The organism is Hyphococcus luteus (assembly GCF_002943565.1).
Classification (GTDB): Bacteria; Pseudomonadota; Alphaproteobacteria; order Caulobacterales; family Parvularculaceae; genus Hyphococcus; species Hyphococcus luteus.
This window is the reverse complement of record NZ_PJCH01000001.1, coordinates 15007-38425: the sequence shown is the minus strand read 5'-3', so window position 1 is coordinate 38425 and position 23419 is coordinate 15007. Positions and strand designations below refer to the sequence as shown.

Annotated in this window: 19 protein-coding genes; 9 read left to right on the top strand and 10 right to left on the bottom strand. The window is 61.1% G+C overall.

Annotated elements, in window-relative coordinates:
- The first annotated feature begins 159 nt into the window (after positions 1-159).
- Positions 160-789: a 7-carboxy-7-deazaguanine synthase gene (queE, locus tag CW354_RS00150; RefSeq protein WP_104828030.1), complete on the top strand. Its 630-nt coding sequence runs from the start codon at positions 160-162 to the stop codon at positions 787-789.
- Between the two features lie 32 nt (positions 790-821).
- On the top strand, positions 822-1178 hold the full coding sequence (gene queD / locus CW354_RS00145) for a 6-carboxytetrahydropterin synthase QueD (RefSeq protein WP_104828029.1): 357 nt from the start codon (positions 822-824) through the stop codon (positions 1176-1178).
- Between the two features lie 183 nt (positions 1179-1361).
- On the opposite strand, the gene CW354_RS00140 is transcribed toward queD, so the two are convergent.
- The 5 genes from CW354_RS00140 to CW354_RS00120 all read right to left on the bottom strand — a co-directional run bounded on the left by CW354_RS00140 (position 1362) and on the right by CW354_RS00120 (position 8963).
- A complete protein-coding gene (locus tag CW354_RS00140; protein ID WP_104828028.1) occupies positions 1362-2033 on the bottom strand; it encodes a hypothetical protein in 672 nt (223 codons plus the stop codon).
- 123 nt (positions 2034-2156) lie between these two features.
- On the bottom strand, positions 2157-4259 hold the full coding sequence (locus tag CW354_RS00135) for a hypothetical protein (RefSeq protein WP_104828027.1): 2103 nt from the start codon (positions 4257-4259) through the stop codon (positions 2157-2159).
- Positions 4256-6982 carry a DUF4159 domain-containing protein gene (locus tag CW354_RS00130; protein ID WP_104828026.1) on the bottom strand — a complete coding sequence of 909 codons (2727 nt, stop codon included), beginning with the start codon at positions 6980-6982 and terminating at the stop codon, positions 4256-4258. Before CW354_RS00130 ends, CW354_RS00135 begins: the two co-directional genes overlap by 4 nt.
- Before the next feature lie 3 nt (positions 6983-6985).
- Positions 6986-7888 (bottom strand): DUF58 domain-containing protein, encoded by a 903-nt coding sequence (locus CW354_RS00125; protein ID WP_104828025.1) that lies wholly within the window; start codon positions 7886-7888, stop codon positions 6986-6988.
- A gap of 82 nt (positions 7889-7970) precedes the next feature.
- On the bottom strand, positions 7971-8963 hold the full coding sequence (locus tag CW354_RS00120; protein ID WP_104828024.1) for an AAA family ATPase: 993 nt from the start codon (positions 8961-8963) through the stop codon (positions 7971-7973).
- Between the two features lie 339 nt (positions 8964-9302).
- On the opposite strand from CW354_RS00120, the gene sppA reads away from it, so the two are divergent.
- The 5 genes from sppA (at position 9303) to CW354_RS00090 (ending at position 15482) form a co-directional block, all read left to right on the top strand.
- Entirely contained in the window at positions 9303-11195 is a 1893-nt protein-coding gene (sppA, locus tag CW354_RS00110) for a signal peptide peptidase SppA (protein WP_165793447.1), read from the top strand.
- Between the two features lie 98 nt (positions 11196-11293).
- Positions 11294-11863, top strand: a complete 570-nt coding sequence (locus CW354_RS00105) for a DUF1285 domain-containing protein (RefSeq protein WP_104828021.1) — start codon at positions 11294-11296, stop codon at positions 11861-11863.
- Between the two features lie 2 nt (positions 11864-11865).
- A complete protein-coding gene (locus CW354_RS00100; protein ID WP_104828020.1) occupies positions 11866-12525 on the top strand; it encodes a CoA pyrophosphatase in 660 nt (219 codons plus the stop codon).
- Positions 12522-13763 (top strand): CCA tRNA nucleotidyltransferase, encoded by a 1242-nt coding sequence (locus CW354_RS00095; protein ID WP_165793446.1) that lies wholly within the window; start codon positions 12522-12524, stop codon positions 13761-13763. Before CW354_RS00100 ends, CW354_RS00095 begins: the two co-directional genes overlap by 4 nt.
- Positions 13764-13862: 99 nt before the next feature.
- A complete protein-coding gene (locus tag CW354_RS00090; protein WP_104828018.1) occupies positions 13863-15482 on the top strand; it encodes a long-chain fatty acid--CoA ligase in 1620 nt (539 codons plus the stop codon).
- On the opposite strand, the gene CW354_RS00085 is transcribed toward CW354_RS00090, so the two are convergent.
- The 5 genes from CW354_RS00085 to CW354_RS22845 all read right to left on the bottom strand — a co-directional run bounded on the left by CW354_RS00085 (position 15483) and on the right by CW354_RS22845 (position 21607).
- Positions 15483-16130 carry a response regulator gene (locus CW354_RS00085; RefSeq protein WP_165793445.1) on the bottom strand — a complete coding sequence of 216 codons (648 nt, stop codon included), beginning with the start codon at positions 16128-16130 and terminating at the stop codon, positions 15483-15485.
- A 25-nt stretch (positions 16131-16155) separates the two neighbouring features.
- Complete coding sequence (locus CW354_RS00080) at positions 16156-17301, bottom strand: GAF domain-containing sensor histidine kinase (protein ID WP_165793444.1); 1146 nt, start codon at positions 17299-17301, stop codon at positions 16156-16158.
- Between the two features lie 788 nt (positions 17302-18089).
- Positions 18090-19049: a nucleotidyltransferase family protein gene (locus tag CW354_RS00075; protein WP_491059810.1), complete on the bottom strand. Its 960-nt coding sequence runs from the start codon at positions 19047-19049 to the stop codon at positions 18090-18092.
- A 745-nt stretch (positions 19050-19794) separates the two neighbouring features.
- A complete protein-coding gene (locus CW354_RS00070; RefSeq protein WP_104828014.1) occupies positions 19795-20997 on the bottom strand; it encodes an exo-beta-N-acetylmuramidase NamZ family protein in 1203 nt (400 codons plus the stop codon).
- 13 nt (positions 20998-21010) lie between these two features.
- Positions 21011-21607: a DOMON-like domain-containing protein gene (locus tag CW354_RS22845; RefSeq protein WP_165793442.1), complete on the bottom strand. Its 597-nt coding sequence runs from the start codon at positions 21605-21607 to the stop codon at positions 21011-21013.
- A 173-nt stretch (positions 21608-21780) separates the two neighbouring features.
- Here CW354_RS22845 and CW354_RS00065 point away from each other — a divergent pair, with 173 nt between their 5' ends.
- Positions 21781-22695 (top strand): N-acetylmuramic acid 6-phosphate etherase, encoded by a 915-nt coding sequence (locus CW354_RS00065; protein ID WP_104828013.1) that lies wholly within the window; start codon positions 21781-21783, stop codon positions 22693-22695.
- The gene (locus tag CW354_RS00060; protein ID WP_104828012.1) at positions 22688-23407 is read left to right on the top strand and encodes a GntR family transcriptional regulator; all 720 of its coding nucleotides are present in this window, start codon (positions 22688-22690) and stop codon (positions 23405-23407) included. Before CW354_RS00065 ends, CW354_RS00060 begins: the two co-directional genes overlap by 8 nt.
- Positions 23408-23419: the final 12 nt, after the last annotated feature.

Sequence of the window (23419 nt, the reverse complement as noted above, 5' to 3'; positions counted from 1 at the left end):
AATCGTCCCTATCCCGGGGGAATAGTCAAGCAAAGGCGCCAGCCGGGGATTCCAGCGCGGATAGTGTGCCGGCGGCGGGCTCAAGGATTTATGTGCTCGATCGTAAGGTTTTTACGGACCCTCTAGGTCTTGGGGTCTGTTTCCGGTAAGTCCGGGCCAATGAGTTACGCGGTCAAAGAACTTTTCTACACGCTGCAGGGCGAGGGCGCGCAGGCCGGGCGTCCGGCGGTGTTTTTGCGCTTTGCGGGCTGCAATCTGTGGTCGGGGCTGGAGCGCGACCGGGCGGATGCGGTCTGCACGTTCTGCGATACGGATTTTATCGGCGTGGACGGGCCCGGCGGCGGCAAATTCGCCGACGCCGAGGCCCTGGCCGCGGCGGTCGCGAAAGCCTGGCCGGGGGGCGGGCGGCCATACGTCGTGTGCACCGGCGGCGAGCCATTGTTGCAGCTCGATGCGGCGCTGATCGAGACGCTTCACGATGAAGGTTTCGAAATCGGGGTTGAGACCAACGGGACCCTCGCCGCGCCCGGCGGCGTCGACTGGCTCTGCGTCAGTCCGAAATCCACCGCCCCGCTCGTCCAGACGTCAGGGAACGAGCTGAAGCTCGTTTACCGTCAGAAAGACGCGCCGCCGGAGGCGTTTGAAGACCTCGCATTTGACTTTTTCTTCTTGCAGCCTATGGACGGGCCCTCGCGAGCGGCGGAGACCGCCGCCGCGGTGGAGTATTGCCGGCGACATCCGCAATGGCGCCTCAGCCTTCAGACCCACAAGATTGTGGGCATTCCGTAAGGCGCGCGGAGAGACAAGGACAGAGGACTGACATGCGCATCGTCAAGTCGATGAGTTTCGACGCCGCGCACTTTCTGGATCACGACCCGGAGGCGCGGCCTTATGCGCGCCTGCACGGCCATTCTTTCAAGATGGAAGTCGTGATCGACGGCGAGCCGCAGGAAGAAACCGGCTGGGTCGTGGATTTCGGCGATGTGGCCGAGGCGCTTCAGGACCTTCATGACGCGCTCGATCATCGCCTGTTGAACGAGGTCGAGGGGCTTGAGCGCCCGACGCTCGAGAATATCTGCCAGTGGGCGGCGAAGAAACTGAAAGCCCGCTTTCCTGGGCTCGCCGAAGTGCGGGTCTCGCGTCCTTCGAACGGCGAGACCTGCATCTACACCGTTTAGAGCCTGATCCAAAGATTTTGCATTTCGTTCGTAGGGTGGAAGATCAGACGTCTCTTTCCAGGCTACGATGCGTTTCCGGCTCTATTTTTTAGAAAAATAAGAGCCTTAAGCGTATCGGTTTCGCCGCCAGCGAACGTCTGTCCGTCTAGCGCTTAAACGGCCGCGAGCTTTAGAGCGGGGCTCTTAAGCGGCGTCGGAGTTTTCCAGATCCGCCTTCATCCGCGCGATGAGATATTGCGCGTCCCGGCAATAGCTGGCGGCGGCGCGGTCGGCGCGGCCCAGCGCCTTGTCGAGATGATCGAGGACGATGTCGATTTCCTCATAGCTCGAAAAGGCCTCCGCCGGGGGCGGCAGGTCGAGACCTTTTTCGCTGACATCGAGGCGCATGGGCGACACCGAATATTTCGTGCGCCCGCCGAGCATGACGTCGATATGGCGCTGGCCCTTGCCGATCAGCACCGCGGCGCGCGGATCGATCTTGTCGAGCGAGTCGTTAATCGACAGTCTCAGCTCGTCATAGCTCTCGGCGAGCAGCGCCCGGCCACCTTCATCTTCCACATCCTTGGCGGAGAGGGCGACCTCGCAGGCCTGTTCGAGGATGTCGCGCACCCGGTCGATGGCGTAGAGCGCCGCCTCGATGGCGGTCAGCGCGTCGCGCACCGGGTTCTCGCGGGTTTCCTCGCTGGGTTCTTCGATATTAGCTTTGCGGTTGCGCAGGGCGCGGTCAAGCCCGCCCGCGACGTCCATCGCCGGAATTTCATCCCCGGACGAATCCCCTTTTTTGCCGAGCCAGCCAGCCAGCGGGCTGCGCCGCTTCGCCTGTTCGCCCGATTGTTTGTTGGTCGCAAACGCCACGCGTAGACTCCTTCAGCATGACTTGTTGTGAAGCGAGCCTAACGCGGCGCGATTTTCGGCGCCGTTAAACAATTACGTAAATTTTTTGAATCCCCGCGGGCGCGCAAACAGCCTTTACGCCCGTTAACCTTGCTTTGGCCTGCGCGGCAACCGCCCGCCCTCGATCGCCCAGGCGGCGAGAAGCGACAGGGCCAGAATGACGAGCCAGAAGAGAGCGGGGGCGAGAGGAGCATCCTTCACATTCTGGACGCGGGCGGCGCCGCGTTCGAGGATGCCGGCCCAGTTTTCGCCGGCGCGCGGCGTCGTTCCGCGGCGCAGACGCCTGAGTTCCGGCAGATCCGCGCCATCATCGCGGCGGATCCGGAAAACGCCGCCGCCGGTCTCTTCCGCAAGCGGCGCAAGCTGGGCGCTTGTGGAAACGACATTCTGGAATTCCGGCGCCGCTTCGACGCCGATCACGCCGATGGCGAACAGATCGCCTGACGTCGCACGGTAAAGCCCGCGCGGCGCGTCGGCGATCCGGGCGGTGAAGTGGCCCGGCGCGGTTTCGGAAAGCGTCACTTCCTGTTCGCCGCCATCCGGGAAAGCGAGCGTCACCGGGGGCGCCGCGTCTTCGATGGTGCGCCGTTCGACAATAAGGTCGCCGTCCTGCGCGCTCAGATCGAGGGCTTCTTCTTCGAGCTCCGGCTCTTTCATCAGCCAGTGGGCGATGCGTCTGAGCAACTCCGCATGGGGGCCGCCGCCGTCGAAGCCGCGCGCCCACAGCCAGACATGATCGGACAGAAGCAGGCCGATGCGCCCCTCGCCGATGCGGTCGAGAATGAGCAGCGGTTCGCCGTCCGGCCCCTGCATCAGCGTCCGCCCGCGCAGTTTGGTCACCGGCATGAGACGCAGCCAGCGGCCCCAGATATCCGCATCCGGAAGATCGGCGGTGACCGGGTGGCGCTGGCCGAGATCGGAGATTTCCGGCCGGAAAGCTTCTTCAATGGCGGCTCCGGCGGGGAGCGCCGGCAGGATGAAGGAGAGATTGCGCCGCGTTGAAAGGCTCAAAGGGCTATTATATTCGGGCCCCGCCGCGATGAGAACGGCGCCGCCGCCATCGACGAAGCGGGCGATATTGTCGAAATGGAAGGACGACAACACGCCGCGATAAGCGTAGCGGTCGAAGATCAAAAGATCGAACTCGTCGAGCTTGTCGATGAACAACTCGTCCTGGGGGAAGGGGATCAGCGCCAGTTCGTCCACCGGCGTGCCGTCATTCTTGTCGATGGGCCGCAGGATCGTGAAATGAACCAGATCGACCGCCGGATCCGATTTCAAAAGATTGCGCCAGACCCGCTCGCCCGGATGCGGTTCGCCGGAAATCAAAAGGACCCGCAAGCGGTCGCGCACCGCCGTGATCGGCAGGACGGCGATGTTGTTGCGCGTCGTCAGCTCGCCGGAGCGTTTTGCGACCTCAAGTTCGATGATGGTCTGGCCCGGCCGGTCGAGCGGCGCGTCGAAGCCGGCTTCGGCGCCCACGGGCACGGCTTCGCTGAGGATTTCCTCGCCGCCGATCCGCAAGGTCACGATGGGCGGGTTGGCGTCGGTGAGCGGCTCGCCTTCGGCCCCGAGATCGTCGACGCGGAAGGAAACGCGCACCGACTGGCGGACAATGCCGTAGCGCGGCGCGCTCAACAGCGTGATCTTGCGGTCGGACTCCCGGGGATCGCCGGTGGTGAGAAGATGCACGGGCGCGTCGATGTTCAGCGATTGTTTTGCGTCTTCGGCGTCGGCGGTCTGTCCGTCGGTGACGATAAATACGGCGCCGAGGCGCTGATGCGGCGTGTCGGCCACTGTCTGGCGCAGGGCGTCGACGCTGCGGGTTTCTTCCTCGCCGCCGTAACGCACGGTCTCCACATCGACGCCGCCCAGCGCTTCGAGCCGGGTCTGCAGCTTTTCAACCGCGTCGGCGGCGACGGCGTCTCTGTCATCAAGCGACTGGCTGGCGCTTTCATCGGCGAGGATGAGGGCAATGTCGTTCAAGGGCGCGGTCTCTTCTTCGCGCGTCATGGGTCCGGCGAGAAGCGCAAGCAGCGCGGCGACAGCGACAAGGCGTGCGATCCCGCTTTTCCAGTTGCGGATGAGCGAAAGGATGACGAAGGCGGCGCCGATGACGGCGGCGGCGATCAGCGCCCATGAGGGCAGCAGCGGATCGAGCACGATGTTCATGGGAAGCGCGATCACTGGCCAAGCCGCTCCAGCAATATCGGCGTGTGCACCTGGTCGGATTTATAATTTCCGGTGAAAGCGACCATCACCATGTTGACGCCGGCGCGATAGGCGAGCTCGCGCGCCCGGGGGCCGCCTGTGTTCATGGGGCGAACGGGCCGGCCGAAACTGTCCGCCGCCCAGGCGCCGGCCCAGTCGCGCCCGCCGATGATGAGCGCCGTCACCCCGTCATTGGAGCCGCTGGAATCGGCCTCCACCCAGACCGGATTGTTGTTGGAGCGCCCGTTCAGCGTCTCGAGGAGGTAAAAGGAGCGCGTCAGCACATGATCGTCGTCGACCGGCGTCAGCGGGGGAATGTCGAGCGCGCCCAGAATACGCTGCAGGGCCGCGCCTTCCGGCGTCGAGCCTGCGCCGACCGCGCGTTCGTCGTCGCGCGTATCGATGAGAAGAAGACCGCCGAAGCGCATGAAGTTTTCAATATTGGCGAGGGCGGCGTCGGACGGCGTCGGCGCGTCCGGCGCGATGGGCCAGTAGAGGAAAGAGTAGACGGAGAGATCATCCGTATCGGGATCGACGCTGTCCGGCGCGGCTGGTTCGACCGCCGTGCGCCGGTGAAGCTCGCGGCTCAAGGCGGCCAGTCCCTGCTCGGCAAGCTCGTCTACGGCAGGATCGCCGGATTGAATGAAGGCGAGACGTGTGGCGAGCGCCGCCTCCATGGTCTTTTCCTCAATCGGCGGATCGAGGGGCTGCGCCGCCGCGCGGTCCGGCGAGAGGGGCGCAAGGCTGACGGCGATGAGCGTTGCCGCAGAGGCCGCGCGCCAGTTCAGCCGCCCGCTGACCAAGAGCGCGAGAAGTCCGTCCGCCAGAAGGAGAAGAAGCGCGATGACGTAAAGCGGCGGGCTTAAAGACACCGGCGGCGCGGCTTCATAAGGCGCTGCGACGACGCCCGGAATGGATATGGGCTCGAAGCGCGCATCCGCCGTGACGGCGTTCAGGGCCAGCGGCGCTTCCGGCGCGCCGTAAAAGCCCGGCGCGCGTTCCGGCGAAGGCGGCTCGGCCAGCTCCGCGGCGGTCAGCGCCCGGGCCCTGTCGTCGGGCCGGGACAGCCGGCCTTCGCCGTTCAGCATCCGCAAGGGCGCGTAAAGCGCGTCCTCGCCGTCTTCCGCCGCTTCGGGGCCGAGCGAGGACAGGAAGGTCAGCCGGCGCAGCATTTCGACGAAAAGGCCGGACAGCGGCAGGTCGGACCAGTCCGGCGTCGCGGTGACATGGAAGAGAGCGACGACGCCGTCGCCTTCGCGCGCGCCGGTGACGAGGGGCGTTCCGTCTTCGAGCCGCGCCCAGGTGTGCTGGCTTGTCTCGCCGCCGGGTTCGGCGAGCACCTGACGGCGGATGAAAACGTCGTCCGGAACCGCAAGGCCGGCGAACGGGCTTTCCGGCGCGAAAGCGTCAAGCCGCTGCGGCGTGTCCCAGGTGAGCGCGCCGCCGAAAGCGCGCCCGCCGCCGCGAAGGGGCGCGGGCGTTAATTGCGGCGTGCGGTCCTGCGCGGCCTCGGCGAGCACCGGCCCTGCAAAACGGATCAAGACGCCGCCGCGTTCGACCCATGCTTGCAGGTCCTGCGCTTCGCTGGCGCGCAGGCGCCCGACATCGTCAAGCACGATGACCGAGGCGTCGGACTGAAGCAGCGCGGAGAGGGCGTCGTTCAAAAACGCCGCATAAGGCTCCAGCGCTTCGCGGATATAGTGATCGCCGGAGAGAAGATCGTCGCTGGCGCTTTCGGCGTTGCGGGCAAGACCGATCAGCGCGCGCCGGTCGCGCGCATCGGCGAGATGGACGGCGCCGGCGGAGGGAATGGACTCGATGCGCACGACCGACAATTCATTCGCCAAAGCCAAAGGCAGGTTGAGGGTGACTTCGCGCGTCTTCTCGCCGGGCGCCATTTCAAACTCCGCGCGCCCGAGCTCGCGTCCATCGCGGGCGGTTGCGACGACAGCGCCCTCCGCAGGCGCGCCCGCCTCAAGACGCTCGACGCGATAAGCCGGCGCCTCGCTGTTCACGGGCAGGGCGCGCAGAAGATATTTCGGCGCGCGCGCGTCGGCGTAAAGCGTAAGCTCGCCTTTTTCTTCAAGCGCCGCCGCCAGCGCGTCGTCGCCTTCGCCGGCGAGCCCGTCTGAAAGCCAGCGGATTTCCACATCGCCGTCGGATAGGTATTGGTCGAGGTCGGCGAGTTTCGCCGCGGCGCCGGCGCGGTCGGCGAAAAAGGGCTTAGGTGCGAGGCTGTCGCCGGCAGCGCGCAAGGCTTCGCCGCTCATGGGCTCAGGCGGCGCCGGGACGTCCTGCGGCGCCGTCGTCAAAAGGAAAGCCTGCCGGCCATCCTGCGCCGCTTCCGCCGCCGCCTCGCGGATCGCGTCGAGCCGCACCCGCCATTGCTGCGCCGCTGCGAGACTGTCGTCGACGACGAGCACCATGGGGCCTTTATGCGTTCCCGGTTGCGGCGCATTCATAACCGGCCCCGCAAGCGCCAGGATGATCATGGCGGCGAGGAAGAGCCGCATGAGAAGCAGCCACCAGGGCGTGCGGTCGGGCGTTTCTTCCGATGTCTTCAGTTCACGGAGAATAATGAAAGCGGGGAAGCGTTCGCGTTTCGGCGAGGGCGGCGTCGCGCGCAGGAGGAGCCAGATCAGCGGCAGCGCGCCGAGCGCGAGCAGGATGAAGGGCGAAGTGAAACTAAGCGCGCCCATGGGTTAGGCCTGCCAGATGCGCATATCGGCGAGCGCGGTGAAAAGGGCGAGAAGCGCCGTTTGCGGCGGCTTGTCCGTGCGATGGGCGAGAAAGCTCCAGCCGTTCTTTTGCGCGATCGTCTCCAGCGCGTCGCGGTGCGCGGCGAACTTCGCTTTATAAGCGCCCGCAAGCGAGCCGGTCTCGCCGAAGACGAGCCGGTCAGCGCTTTCGAGATCGCGAAATTCTACGCGGCCCTCGAAGGGAAACTCTTCTTCCGCCGGATCGCAGATCTGCAACAGGACGCCTTTGGCGCCCGATCCGGCGAGCGCGGCGACGGCGCGGTCGACGTTTTCCGGCGCGGTGTAAAAATCGCTCGCCATGACGATGCGCGCGCCGGCCGGCGTCGAGGCCAGCGGCGGCGCGCCTTTCGCGTCGTCGAATTTTTCCGCGCCGAGGGCTTCGAGCATGCGCTCGGGCGCATTGCGGCCCTGAAACGGGCGGCGTGCGTCCCCCAGAAGGCCGATGCGCTCGCCGGCCTGGGAAAGCAGGATTGTGAGCGCCGTCAAAAGCACGTCCGCGCGGCGGCGTTTCGTCGGCCAGTCCTTCGCCGAGGCGTAGTCGAGGGAATGGGACGGGTCGCGCCAGAGATAGGCCGCCGCCGCCGCCTCCCATTCGTTCTGGCGCACATAAAGCCGGTCCGATGCGCGCGCCGACTGGCGCCAGTCGATGGTCGAGACCGGATCGCCGAACGCATATGGCCGGTGCTGCCAGAAGGTCTCGCCCGGCCCGGCGCGCCGGCGCCCGTGCAGGCCGGCGGAAACCGACTGCGCGATGCGTTCGGCCTCGAGCAGCATCGCCGGAAACAGGGCCGCCGCCTTTTCCGCTTCGTGGCGGACAGCGAGCATTTGGGGCCCGGAAGATGTCATTCGACTTCGGTCCTTCCTCAGCCGGTTTTCATTCGGTCGCGCGTTCTTTCCGAAAACCGGCAACCACTTTTCGGGAACGCGCTCAGGCCCCCGCCATCAATTCCTGGATAAAGCCGTCCGTGTCGATCCCCTCGGACCGCGCCGCGAAATTGAGCGCCATGCGGTGGCGCAGCACCGGGCCGGCGAGCCGCTTCACATCGTCAAGGGACGGGGCGTGGCGCCCGTCGATGAGCGCAAGCGCGCGCGCCGCCAGCGAAAAGGCCTGGCTCGCCCGCGGGCCGGGACCCCAGGCGACGAAATTCCGGACGCGCTCCTTGGCGTCTTCCGTGGGGCGCGCAGCGCGCACCAGCGTAAGAATTTCTTCGACCACCTGTTCGCCGATGGGCATCTGGCGCACAAGGTGTTGAGCGGCGAGGAGGTCTTCCGAAGTCATCACCGCATCCACATGGGCGGTGTCGGCGCCCGTGGTCGAGGCGAGCATTTTGCGTTCGGCCTCGATGTCGGGATAGCCGACATCGATCTGCAGAAGAAAACGGTCGAGCTGGGCCTCGGGCAGGGGATAGGTCCCTTCCTGTTCGATGGGGTTCTGGGTCGCGAGAACGTGAAACGGCGTCGGCAGGTCGTGGGAGGCTCCGGCGACCGTCACATGGTGCTCCTGCATCGCCTGCAGGAGGGCCGACTGGGTGCGAGGGCTCGCGCGGTTGATCTCGTCCGCCATTAGAAGCTGGCAGAAGACCGGTCCCGGAATGAAACGGAATTCCCGCTTGCCTTCGGCGCTCTCTTCCAGGACCTCCGAGCCCAAAACGTCGCCGGGCATCAGGTCCGGGGTGAACTGCACCCGCTTGGCCGAAAGCCCCATGAGATCGGCGATTGAGGTGACAAGAAGGGTCTTGGCGAGGCCCGGCGCGCCCACCAGAAGGCCGTGACCCCCTGCGGCAAGTGTCGCAAGGGTGAGGTCGATCACCTCTTCCTGGCCGAAAACGACCTTGCCCAAAGCGGCCCGGGCGCGCCCGAATTTTACCGAAATATCATCAAATTTTTGCAAAAGGTCCTGATCAGGCTGTGTGTCGGTCATGGGATGGCGTCAATCCTGGGCTTTGCGCAACGGGCTGTGATCGGGCGGTGATTCTGGATCGATCTTCCAGATACCATGGCTTGATGAGGGTTAAAGAACTGCTTGGCAAGGAAAGCGAACGGATTGTCGAAAATGTCTTGCCCCTTGCGGCTCCGGGCCCAATCTCTACCATGCTTCATCGCGCGCCGGACATGAGTTTGCGCGGCGCGGGCGGGGCTGTCGCCGGAACATCGCCATGGCGGCGCAGGACGCCGCGATGGAGAGACTGGCGGATAAACGGGAGCGGATTTCCGCGCCCAGAGGCCGGCGCGGGCCGGCGGAGTGTCAAAGGGGACATTTGTGTCTGAGCACGAGTCGCATTTCACGGTCTGGGGTTTCATCAAAGGTTTTGCAAAGCTGGTGATCGGCTTTCTCCTGGTTCTGCAGGGACTGATCGGCCTCATCATCCTTCTTCTCTTTGTCGGGGTTCTGGTTCAGGTGACTAACGGCATTGCCGGCAGCAACGATCCGGTGTCGATCTCGATACCGAAAGATGCGGCGCTGGTGCTCGATCCCAATGGCGTGCTTGTGGAAATCGCCGAGGACATCAACCCCCTCGACGTGTTGCGCGAGGAAGCCTACGGCATGTCCGAACCCTCGCAGATCGAAGTGCACGATGTCGTCAAGGCGATCCGCGCCGCGAAAGACGACAAGCGCATCAAGGGGCTTGTGCTCGATCTCGGCGCGCTCGGCGCGTCGCCTTCGAGCGCCAGCAAGCTGCATTACCTCGCCGATGAAATCGACGCCTTCAAGGAAAGCGGCAAGAAGGTCATCGCCGTCGGCGATTATTACAGCCAGGACCAGTATCTCCTCGCTTCACACGCCGACGAAATCTACATGAACGATTACGGCAATCTCCTGATCTATGGCTACGGCTCATACGGGACCTATCTGAAGTCGTTCCTCGAAAAGCTGAAAATCACCACCCATGTGTTCCGCGTCGGCACTTTCAAATCGGCGGTGGAGCCGTTTATCCGCGATGACATGTCGCCCGCGGCCAAAGAGGCGAACATCGCTTATCTCAGCGTCCTCTGGAACAAATATACGCAGTCCGTCGAGGGCGCGCGCGGCCTCGCCCCGGGCACGGTCGAGGATTACGCCAACAATATGGGCGCGATCATGAAGACCGTGGACGGCGATTTCGGCAAGGCGGCGCTCGAAACCGGCCTTGTGGACGGTCTCATGTCCCGCGCCGACATGAATGAAAAGCTGATGGAGGCGTTCGGCAAATCGAAGGACGGAAAATCGTTCAAGAAAGTCGGCTTCAAACGCTATCTGACCTCGCTCGACGATGATGACGACACCAGCGCGCCGAATATTGCGGTCATCACCGCGGCGGGCACGATCATCGACGGCGAGGCGCCGACGGGCCGCGCCGCGGGCGGCGACTCGATCGCCGCGCAGTTGCGCAAGGCGCGCGAGGACGACAAGGTCAAGGCGGTGGTCTTGCGCATCGACAGCCCGGGCGGGTCGGCCTTCGCCGCGGACATCATGCGCGACGAAATTCTTGCGCTGAAAGCCGCCGGCAAGCCGGTTGTCGCCTCCATGGGCTCGCTCGCCGCCTCCGGCGGCTACTGGATCGCCGCCGATGCGGACGAAATCTGGGCCGCCCCGACGACGATCACCGGCTCGATCGGCATTTTCGGCTATTTCAACACCTTCGAGAACGCGGCCGCCGAACTCGGCGTTTTTGTGGACGGCGTCGGCACCACCGATCTTTCGCCGATCCTCGCCACCGGCATCGGGCCCTTGCCGTCAAGCGCCGCCGACATCATTCAGCAGTCGACGGAAAACGGGTATGACCGTTTCCTGACCGTCGTCGGCAACGGCCGCAGCCTTGAAAAAGATTATGTGGACTCCATTGGCCAAGGCCGGGTGTGGATCGGCGAGCGCGCCATCGAACTGAAACTCGTAGATCATCTCGGCGACTTCGACAAAGCGATCGAAGCGGCGGCGAAACTTGCAAAGCTTGAAAAATACGACGTCGTCGACATGAAGGAAAAACGCACGACCTTTGAAATCTTCATGGGCAATCTGTCGACGACTGCGTTGAAAGCGCTTGGCGGCGACGAAGCAAAGCGTAATGACAGCGCGGTGGCCAAGCTGGTGCGGGCCGCAGAGGAAAAGGCTGAATTCTTCGAAGAGTTCAACGATCCGAACGCCGCCTACGCGCGCTGCCTCGCCTGCGAATAGGGCGGGGAACGGAAAACGCCGGCCCTTTGTTAGGGGCGTGAAACAGGATAAAAGGCCGGCGTGCTCTTAAAAGGAGCAACGCCGGTTTTGCTTATATTATGACCGATCTCATGCGATATGCGGCGGCGCTTGAAGGCGCGGGAGACAAATCCCTGCCGCCTGTCGAAAAATGGAATCCCGAGCATTGCGGCGAAATCGACATCGTCATCAAACGCGACGGGACCTGGTTTCATGAAGGAACGCCGATCGGCCGGGCGCGGCTCGTCCGGCTCTTCTCCACGGTCTTGCGCCGTGAGGGTGACGCTTATTTCCTGGTGACGCCGGTCGAGAAAATGCAAATCACGGTGGAAGATGCGCCTTTTGTCGCCGTCCTCATGCGCAAGGAAGGCGAGGGGGAGGGCCAAAAACTGGTTTTTACGACGAATGTCGGCGACGACGTCGCCGCCGGGCCGGACCACCCCATTGAGTTTCGCAAGGACCCGGAAACCGGCGGTGGCGCGCCTTATGTCGAGGTGCGCGCCGGACTTGAGGCGCGCGTCGCCCGGTCCGTGTTTTACGAGCTTGTGGAACTCGCCGAAACCCGCGAGATAGACGGCGAAGAAGCGTTCGGCGTCGCGTCGGACGGCGCTTTCTTTTCTTTTGGGCCGGCCAGCGAAGTTTACGCCTGATCATGACCATGAATGCGGACCAGTCGGCGGATGATTTGCGCGCGATGATTGAGGCCAATCTCAAACATGCGACGGCCGCGCGCGTGCGCGAACTTTTCAACGAGATCAATCCGCATCTCGTCGGCGAGAAACTGTTCGAAAAACGCTGGAGCGATTTGCGCAAGGATGCGGCGGTTCTCATTCCGCTGATCCCCCGGCCACGAGGGATCCATGTCATTTTGACCGTGCGCGCCTCGGACATGCCGTCCCATGCGGGACAGATCAGTTTTCCCGGCGGCAAGACCCAGCCGGAAGACGAAGACGTCGTGGCGACAGCGCTGCGTGAAGCCCATGAAGAAGTGAACATCCCTCCTGAGGCGGTGGACGTTATCGGCGCGCTTGGCGTTCACAAGGGCGGGCTCGGTTTTTCCGTGACGCCTGTCGTCGGCCTCGTCGCGCCGGACGCGCCCTTGCAGCCCTGTCCGCGCGAAGTGGGCGAGATTTTCGAAGTGCCGCTCGATTTCATCGCGGATCTTTCGAACCACATTACCGAAGAGCGCACGCTCGAGGGCGTGCCTTATAAAATGTTCGCCGCGCCTTACGGCCGCTATCACATCTGGGGGCTGACTGCGGGCATTTTGCGGTCCTTCGCGGAAATCCTGCAGCCGGAGCCGCGCGCGTGACGGAGGTCGCGCTTCATCCGTTGGCGGAGGAAGAGCGCGCACATTTTTCCTGGCTCGAAGCGGCGCATCTGAAAGCCGTCATCGCCGCGCTCGATGCGGCCGAGCCCGGCTGTGCGCGCTTTGTCGGCGGCTGCGTGCGCGACAGCCTTTTAGGCGATGTTCCGAAAGATTTCGATGTGGCGACGACGCTGACGCCGGAGGCCGCGACGGCGGCGCTGAAAGCCGCGGGGCTTGGCGTCGCGCCCACGGGGATCGATCACGGCACGGTGACGGCGATCACCGAGCACAGGGGCGTCGAAGTGACCACATTGCGCGCCGATGTCTCGACCGACGGGCGGCGCGCCACCGTCGCCTTCACCCGCGACTGGGCGGTCGATGCAAGCCGGCGCGACTTCACCGTGAACGCCATTTACTTGACGCCGGATGCAAAGCTTTACGATCCCGCCGGCGGCGTGGCGGATGTCGCGGCGAAGCGCGTGCGTTTTATCGGCGCGCCGGAAGAACGCATCCGTGAGGATTATCTGCGCATCCTGCGTTTCTTTCGTTTCTCGGCGCGGTTTTGCGACAGTTTCGATACGCCGGGCCTCGCCGCCTGCGCCGCGCTGAAAGACGGCATGAACCAGCTTTCGGCGGAACGCATCGGCGCGGAGATGTCGGGCGTTCTCTCTTTGCCGCGCGCGTCTTTTGCGCTGGAAGCGATGCAGGCGAGCGGCGTTCTCGCCGAAGTGTGGGCGGCCGACCCCGATCTCGCCGCCGCGGCGCGCATGAAAAATCTTGAGCCGGCGGCGTCCGCCCCTTTGATGCTCGCCGCGCTTTACGGCGAGGAAGGCGGCGCGGGCGTCGGCCGGCGCCTGCGGCTTTCCAATGCGGAAAAGGCCATGCGCTCCGGCGCGCTCAAAGGCGCGGCGAGCATCGCGCCGGCGATGGACGAGGCTTCCGTCCGGGAACGGCTTTACCGCCTCGGCCGGGACGGTTTCTGCGATGCAATCCTGACGGCGGCGGCGCGCGGCCGGATCGGGGAAGGCGACTATCGCCGTTTGAAGGCGCTGGCGGAGGCCGCGCCGCCGCCGCATTTCGAGATTTCCGGAAAGCATGTCGTGGCGGCGGGCGTCGCGCCGGGCCCCGCCGTCTCGAAAATTCTCGCCGCCGTCGAGGCGCGCTGGATCGCCGAAGACTTCCCGCCTCAAGACCGTCAAAAGGCGATCCTCGGCGAGGAAATCGCCAAAACCGATCAGTAAGCCCGCAAACGCTGCAATTCATGGCTCCCGGCATTTGACCCGGCCCCCAAGACCGGATTTTATGTCGGAATAACAAAAGCCAAGGGAGGATTTTCGGCGATGCGAGGATTGATGATGGACCGGCCGCTGTTGACGACCGAGATCCTCAAACATGCGGTGCGCAATTACCGCCACACGGAAATCGTCACCCGCACCGTCGAAGGGCCGATCCACCGTTACACGATCGCCGACGCCGAGCGGCGCATTCGCAAGCTGGCCAATGCGCTCAAAGATCTCGGCGTCAAGCCGGGCGACCGGGTCGGCGTCATTGGCTGGAACACCTATCGCCAGTTCGAGATGTATTACGCCGTGGGCGGTCTCGGCGCCGTTCTGCACACCGTCAACCCGCGGCTCGGGCCGGAAAACGCCGCCTTCGTCATCAATCACGCCGAAGACAGCTATCTTTTCTATGACACGACCTTCGCGCCGCTGGTCGCCGCGCTGAAACCGCATCTGAAATCGGTGAAGCACTATTGCGTGCTCTCCAACGCCGAGCATGCCGACGAAGCGGGCGAGGGCGCGCTGATTTACGACGATCTCGTGGAAGGCGGCGCGGAAGCCCTCGACTGGCCGGATTTCGATGAAAACACGGCGGTCGCCATGTGCTACACCTCAGGCACTACCGGCGACCCAAAAGGCGTCGTCTATTCTCATCGCTCTCTCGTCTTACAGGCTTTCGCCGCCTCTCTGCCGTCGTCTCTCGGGCTCAAGGAGGGGGACGTGCTTTTGCCGGTTGTCCCGATGTTCCATGTGAACGCCTGGAACACGCCTTATTCCTGTCTGATGACCGGCGTGAAACAGGTGTTTCCGGGCCCGCGCCTCGACGGCGAAGGGCTTTACGAACTCCTCGACGCCGAGAAGGTGACCTACAGCGCGGGCGTGCCCACGGTCTGGCTCGGGCTCCTTCAATATCTCGAACAGTCCGGCAAGGAGCTGCCTTATCTGCGCAAGGGGATGTGCGGCGGCTCGGCGCTGCCCGAATCCCTGATCCGGGGTTTTGCAAAATACGATGTGGAATTGCAGCAGGGCTGGGGCATGACGGAAATGTCGCCCATCGGCACGATGAATATTCTGCCGCCGGACGTTCAGGCGCTGCCGCTCGACGAGCGCATGCCCTATATGCTGAAGGCCGGCCGGGCGCTGCCTTTCGTCGACATGCGCATCGTCGATGCGGGCGGCCATGTGCTCGAATGCAACGGGACATGCGAAGGCCATCTGCAGGTGCGCGGCCCCTGGATCATCGACGAATATTACAAGGCCGATAAACCGACGCTCACCGATGACGGCTGGTTCGATACGGGCGATGTGGCGATCATCGATCCCGACGGCTTCATGCAGATCACCGACCGTTCAAAAGACGTGATCAAGACCGGCGGCGAATGGGTGTCCTCTATCGAGATCGAGAACGCCGCCATGCTGCATCCGGACGTGGCGCAGGCCGGCGTCATCGGCGTTCATCATCCCAAATGGCAGGAGCGCCCTCTCCTCATCGTCCATAAACGCGTCGGGTCGGACCTGACGGCGGAAGAGCTGTTGGCGTTTTTAAAGCCCAAGCTCGACAAGATCGCTTTGCCCGACGCCGTCGAATTCGTCGACGAAATCCCGCTCGGCGCCACCGGCAAGGTGTTGAAGACCGAGCTGCGGAAAAAGTTCAAGAATTACGAACTGCCGGCCGATTGATCACTCGTCGGCGAGCTGGTGTTTGACCGCGTAAAGCGCGGCCTGGGTCCGGTCGTCGACGCCGAGTTTCGACAACACGACGCTGACATAGCCTTTGACCGTGCCTTCGGTGAGGTTGAGGTCATAGGCGATGGCCTTGTTGCTTTTGCCCCGGGCGACCTCCTTTAAGATATCGAGTTCGCGCGGCGTCAGCTTTTCGTGAGGCAGGCGCGCGCCGGAGGCGCGGCGAAGCAGTTGCTTTTGGATCGCGGGATGAAACACCGGCGCGCCGCGATAGGCGCTCTCGATGGACCAGAGCAATTCTGCCTTGGAAACGTCTTTCAGGAGATAGCCCATCACGTCCGCATCGATGGCTTCATGCAGATGCAGGTCGTCGCCCACCGCGCTCGTCAAAAGGATGATCTTGGCGCCAACGCCTCTTGCCTTGAGCGCCGCCGCCGCTTCGATGCCGCTGCGACCGGGCAAGGCGACGTCCATCAGGACAATATCCGGCTTCAAGTCTTCGATCAGGCCTTCCGCGACGTCCGCGTCGCCGGCCTCGCCTACGATCTCCACGGAGGGCTCGTCGCCCAGAAGCGTGCGCAACCCCTCGCGCACGATCGGATGATCGTCCACAATTACGATGCGTATGGGCTTGGCGGCTGTCACGAGGGGTCTCTCTCCGGGGCGCATGTTAGGCCAGCGGCAGAAGAACCTCAACGCACGCGCCGCCCTCCGGACGGTTTGCGAGGGTGAAGGCGCCGCCGATCCTGCCGGCGCGGGCTCGCATGCTGGCGACGCCGAGTCCCGACCCGCCGCTTTCGTCGGGAATTTGGGCGAGGCCTCGTCCATCGTCTTCGACCCGGAATCGCCGGCCGTCTCCGTTGCCGGCAAGGGATATCCGGACGGTTTCCGCCGCGCCATGGCGCACCGCATTCGCCGTCGCTTCCTGGGCGATCCGCAGCAGCGCTTCGGTCTCGGCTTCGGTAAGGCCTTCGTCCTCCACCTCGATATGAATGGCGACATTCTCTCCAGCGGTGAGCGCCCGGTGGCGTTCGAGCGCTTTGACGAGCCCGTTGGCGCGGGCGTAAGCGGCGAGCGAGTGATTTTCGTTTTCCGAGGGTGCGCGCAATTCGGCCAGCAGCGCCTTCATCTCTTTTTGTGCAAGGCTGGCGATATCGAGAAGGCGCGAGACGCGTGCATCGCCTTCCTCGGCGCTGCGCGCATAGCCGGCGCCGATGGATTCGGCGACGAGTGAGAGCGAAAAGATCAGCTGACTGACATTATCGTGAAGGTCGCGCGCCAGCTGCTGGCGTTCTTTCAGCGCTGCATATTTCTTGTTCTGTTCATAGGCGCGGGCGTTGTTGATGGCGATCGCCGCATGCCGCGCAAACATGCCCAGCATGTGAATATCATTGTCGCCGAAGCGTTTGGGCGGCCCGGCGCCGATGCCGAACGTCCCGATTATGTCGCCGCGCCACATGATCGGCATGCCGATGACGCTGTCTTCATCCATGCCGGCGAGCGGCGGCGCCGTCAGTTCGCCGTAACGATCGAGCAGAACCGGCGCGCGCTCCGCATAAACGCGGCCCGCAAGGCCTTCGCCCGGCCGCGCGATCGAACCCAGCTCCTCTGGCGGCATTCGGTAGACGGCTTCGATGCGCACGACGCCCTCTTCCGGTTCGATGAGGCCGATGGACCCGCGCTCCGCGCGCAACAGCTCGCAGGCTTTTTGAACAATGACGGTCAATAACGGGCGCAGTTCGAGTTCGCCGCTGATGACCTCGATCATCTCGCGCAGGTGATCCTGGTCACTCATGTTGGAAGGAGCGTCGGTCATAAATTTTCCAGGCGCCATGTCATTTTGGCAGGAGTCCGGCCCTGACAAAAGTCAGGGTCCGGTTCAAGGCGGATTGCAGCATCGATCCTCTCCTTAAGCAAGGCGCGGCGGGCCGCAGTCGCGCCTGTTCTCGGCGCATCGGGAGGCGCATAGGACTCACAGGCATAAGAAAATACGGACCAAAAGAGAAGGAGAGAAAGTCACGGAAACTATTGCCGGCATTCTCTGCTTCGCGCTGACTATGGCCGCGGCCATTCTGTGCGTCGCGCCGATATTTATCGGCTTCGCAGCTGCGGTTTAACGAATACAAACCTGAAGGCGGATTTTGATAACAAGCGTATCATCGCCGCTATCCGTCCATCAGGAGCGGTCGCGGCTTGCGCTGCAATCTTGAGTTGGGGTCTTTGCTGAAAATGGCGCCAGGAGAGGAATCAGCCGTCCTGAGTCTGATTTTTCTTTCAACATCTTGCGAGACTAAAGTCATCCGTGTACAAAGTATCATTCCAACACTTCGTTACGCTTGGGTAATTTTGTTCCCAAGCATAGTCTATTCTGTATTACGTTTGCGCATGTTTGTCAGTGCTGGGATGAAAAAATTTTAGTGATTTTCGTGCCGATCTGTAACTTAAATTTCTTTGAATGAAAGCAAGCATCGATGTGGTGGCCTCGGGCCCCTTGCTTGTTTTGTGTCATCTGCATGCCGCCTAGGTGGCTGGCGCATGACGGACGTGCATACGGGCGAAGCCGGCGTTTGGGGTGGCATAGGGGCATCGATGCTTCATTGAGGTCTATTGAGATATTGATTTAATTCTTTCCATCGCTTTTGGCCTTTGCCGCAAAGATTTTTCAATCGCTTCGAGCCATTTTGGTCCTGTGTCGATTGCGGTTTGATAGGCTTCCAGCAGTGCGTAAGGGCGATCTTCAGTAAGCACGTCGATCAGGGTTTCAGCTTGTGCGAGGTCTTTTCGCGCTTTGGCCTCGGAGTCTTTCGCCCGTCTTTGGGCGACGATGAGTTTGTGAATCGCGTACCGTTCAGGTCTCGGTATCTGTACTAGGACGCCGCTGCGATATAGCCCGACAGCCGGTATCGGGTCGGCGATCAGGAAGTTCAGGAATGAGAGCGCCTGCGCATAAACGCCCAATGGTTCGAGCATGATGACGTCGCTTTCTTCGCGCATGCGCGGCGCCAGAAAATCGAGCATGACGCCGCCGCCAGGCATAGCCCATCGGGTCGGTCTGTTTTTGCGATCAAGGCCGGGGGCGGGAGCTAACTTCAGCTCGTTGAACGTTTCGGCCAGCGATGGATCGACCTTGTCGTCTATGACCAGCTTCAGGTTTTCGAAGGCGGCGATATCGACGTCGCCGGTGACGGCGAGGGCTTCGCCAAGACGCACGCCAAGTTCCGCGCTATAAGAACGGAATGCATGCGTACCGACAAGCGTGCCCCCAAGCCGAAAGGCGCCGACCTTCGCAAGGGCGTTCAGAACTTTTCCCGTCTCGCGATCAAGCGCCGGCAAGCCGGCGGCGCGAAGCTGCGCCACCATGCTGGCGCATCTTTTCTCGAACGATTTCTGCTCTTCTATCTGCTCTCGCGCTTTTTCTATTTGGTCACGAAGTTCGGGCGAATCGCGTCCGATATACCGATCGACAACGCGGTCCCCGATGCGTTGGCGCGCGTACCAGTAACTTCCTTTCGCTCCAAGGTCCCTTCGGATGGGCGCGCCGCCAAGAGCGCTAAGGGCGTGCATTTTGTGGGCCTCGAGGAGGTCCTGGTAGGTTGTCTGGACGGATAGGGGAAAGGTCTCCATTTGGTACCCCACGGTTCTTGCTTATGTAGGGTACATAAATCATGTACACTACATAAGCAAGTTCTGTAGTGTAATTCTGGATAGTTAGTTGAAAACAGCTGCTTAGCATGAAGGGGCACGAATGACGGTCAGACATAGGCGACTTTCAACCGCTTGGCTGATAGGGAAGTCAATTAACGCATTGAATTTGAATAGATAATTCTTTCAGCGGATGGTGAGTGGCCGATCTTTTGGCCGGTCTCGATCCACGCTTGATTGGTTTTTTCAAGGCGGGTGCGGAGTCCGGCCGGGCCCATGACTTTGATAGGCTTTTCCAGCGGCGCGCCGGGACCGCCGCCGTTCTTGGAGACACGGAATGTCCACTTTCCATAGACAGTGGACTCTGGCCAAGGCTTGTGAAGCGGCGTGAACCAAAAAGTCCAAGGGGGTCAATTATGGAAGCCGATCACCCCTCAAACGGGGTCAATATTCCACGCCGATTCACAGCTAGCTCCTGCGTGAAGTCAGCGAGCGACGAATACTCGGCCCTTTTCGGCGTTGGGCCGCTCGCCCCGGTTGGTCCGATACTACGCGAAGCTTTGCCGCGTTCGATTTTGGCTCGAATTCACGCTTCGCGAAGAGGGAGCTGGATTCCGATCTTTGACTTTTGCTTATGATTCAACGCGAGCGTGTGAAATAGACCATTTCAGTATAAAAGAAGACTTTGGCGCTCTTCGTCCCATGCGCGCTCGTCGTGTAAGGCAAGTCGATCAAGGTCCGAAGGGCTGCTACCTGCGTCGTCGACCCAGTCGCGCAATAGCGTGCTTCCATTAATTACATCAATCGGTAATTTTCCGAATTCATACTCATACTCAAAATCCCGCCAAATTTCATATTCTGGATTCAAATTTCTAATCGCCTTAAATGCGAGCGCTTGTAGTCGCCAAGGACGAAAACGATCATGGTTGTATCCCGGATCATCGGTATGGATCTGAACGCCGTTGCATAGCTTTCTTTGGTGTTTGTGAAATGTGGGTTCAAACCAGCATTCTCGAAGTCGACACCCCAAAATCCAAGATGGAGCCAGCTTCTCCATTTCTTTTATCACATCTTTCGCATCGAGGTCGGGCGCCCCAAATACTTCAAGTGGTCGCGTTGTGCCTCGTCCCTCTGACAACGTAGATCCTTCAAGCATGACCGTACCAGCATAGGCACGCGCCATTGACAATGTTGGCGCATTTGGACTCGGGTTTATCCAGGATCGCTCAAAAAGCGGCCATCCGTAACCAGGCGAAGATGCGTATGTCCAACCGTCCATCTCGATTACGCGGTATTCGACATTCAGTTTAAAGTGTTTCACAAACCAATGGCCTATTTCGCCGAGCGTTAAGCCGTGACGCATTGGGATTGGACCAGCGCCGACAAAGCTTTCCCAGCCCGGTCGAAGACTAAGCCCTTCAATCGGCCGGCCTGCAGGATTGGGGCGATCAAGGACCCACACTTCTTTTTTGTGATCGGCTGCAGCTTCAAGCACATATAATAGCGTCGTGATAAACGTATAGATACGGCATCCAAGGTCCTGCAGGTCTACCAGCAAGACATCAAAGGTCGCCATCATTTCGTCTGTAGGTCGCCGAACTTCACCATAAAGGCTGAACACCGGCACGCCATGGACTGGATCAACAAAGTCTTCCGATTCAATCATGTTGTCTTGTTTGTCGCCTTTAAGGCCGTGTTGGGGCCCAAAAGCCGCGGTAATCTTGATGTCCGGACAGGCGCATAACGCGTCGAAGCTGTGTGTTAAGTTTTCAGTCGTTGACGCTGGGTGGGCAAGCAAAGCGACGCGCTTTTGGGACAGGGGCGTCCGTAGCGTTTTTTCAGAAATTAATCGATCTATTCCGAACTTCATTGTTTCGTTTCCTTTAAACGATAGCGCCGACGAAGCAGTCTGAATGATGGAAGTCGGGTGCGCCTTGCGAATGACGAATGGCCCAGTAGGACTTTTCACCTGTCGTGTGCTCCACGACCGTGGCAAGATTAATTCGTAACTCTTCCGCAGGACATTCAGTTAAAGGCGTAGCGACAAACCGCGCCGTTAATTCAAGCAATGTCGGCGACGCGCTTATAGTGATAATGGGAGGAGTGATGATATCCTCTCTGTGCATACCCGTTCTGTAAGAGCTGAACCGGTATACCGCCCATTCCTTGGACGGAGACAAATTGACTTCCCAATAGGCGTCATCACTCTTTTTCATAATAAATGCTTCAAAGCATGTGCGACGCCAAAGGCCGTCCGAACGCCGCGAGGCTTTTACATCGGGAAGAGATACGTCGCCTATATTGCCGCGAAGCCGAAATTGTAGATCCAACCTGCCTTCATGCGCTCTGCGCATCTGCGCCTGAAGATCGATATCCGAGCCGGCGGAAGACGCGGGATGGCGTTCAAGAGGAGTGAAGCTCAATTCTTTCTTACCAGTCGCCGTCGCGGACTTTTTACATGGGCTCACAAGGATTACCATTTTGGAAAGACTGAAGCGTCAGGGCTAGGCAGGGCGACATGCTGGTATAGCTTTTCGATAGAAGGCTCAGCCTGCTTTCTAGGAGAGATAATACCATTGCAATACAAATTTGCAACGCCTAAGGTGTGAAGGAGAGTCGCTTCAAACATTCTGGCTCCAGCCAAGAGAGAAACATGCAGACCGAATCCGTAAACGAACGCTATGCCGAAATAGACCGCTGGCCCACTGCTGTGGCGGTGGATGTCATGCTCGAGGCTCAAATGTCGGCTGTCGCGGCTGTGCGTCCTGAGGTTGATGCAATCGCTAGAGCCGCTGATGCGGCTGCGGATCGACTCATGGCTGGTGGGCGACTGGTATATGTCGGCGCCGGCACTTCCGGCCGGATAGCGATTCAGGATGCCGTTGAGCTGGGACCGACATATGGCTGGCCCATGGATCGCATTGTCTTCGTTCTCGCTGGCGGCGTTAATGCGCTCATCAAAAGCGCCGAAACTGCTGAAGATGATGCCGCCGCCGCGAGAGAACAGCTCAGCGCTATCGATCTTACTTCGTCTGACGTATTGATTGGCGTTGCCGCAAGCGGCCGAACGCCTTTTACGCTCGGCGGCATAGAATTTGGAAATCATAAAGGAGCCCTGACGATTGGTGTTGTAAACAACCCATCATCAGAAATTCAAAAAGCCGCGGAAATCGGTATCTGTGCGGAAACCGGCAGTGAAGTTGTCGCCGGATCAACGCGGATGAAAGCGGGGACAGCTCAAAAAGTGATCCTCAATCTCTTGTCGACAGCGATCATGATCCGGTGCGGCCGCGTCTATAAAGGGCTCATGGTCGATATGACCATTTCCAACAAAAAGTTGCACAATCGTGCGGTCGCCATAATCTCCCAAGTTGCGGAAATCTCGGAGGAAGCGGCGGCCTCTGCATTGGATGACGCGAATGGGGAAATAAAAACCGGTATTTTGTACGCGCTGGGCGCGGACCGGGGTAGGGCGGAGAAGCTGCTGTTGGATTCCAGCGGGGTTCTCCGCACAGCGATTGAAAGGTTTTACGGTAAAGAAGCCGACGTGGTGAACGGAAATGATTGAAGTAGCGTTGGAAAAAGGAAACAGTACGCCGCTTTATTTGCAGATAGCCAACAATCTTCGCAAACAGATTGCTGAAGGCCGGATTGGCTCGGGCGACGCGCTTCCCTCTGAGCGTGATCTTTGCGAGATCACCGGGGCCTCCCGAGTTACCGTGCGAAAGGCCGTCGATCAGCTTATCAAAGAAGGACTTTTGTTGCGCAAGCAAGGGTCGGGAACATTCGTTTCAAAACGCATTGAGGTGCCTGGCACTTATTTGAGCGGGTTTAGCGATGATGCGCGCGCACGGGGTGAAGAGCCCGGCACAATCTGGCTGATGCGCAGCTACGCTAACCCGACAAGCGAGGAGGCGAACGCACTGGAAATTGAAAAGTCTTCCAGGGTTGCTCGTTTCGGCCGAGTGCGGCTTTCGGAGGGTGAGCCATTGGCGCTGGAGCACGCGATTGTAATTGCGGATTTCATTCCGCCGATAGATGAAATTGGCGATTCTCTTTATGCAGCGCTAGAAAAGACGGGAAATCGGCCTGTTTCCGGCGTGCAGAAAGTTCGCGCATCGCTCGCAACGCCAACGGAAGCCGGGCTATTGTGTATTGGCGAAAAAGATGAAGTTCTGCGGATCGAGCGTATTACGCGTCGCGCCGACGGAACGGTGATTGAATTCACGCGTTCCGCTTACCGCGGCGACCGCTATGAGTTTGTGACTGAACTTCGCTAATTGGTTAGTACA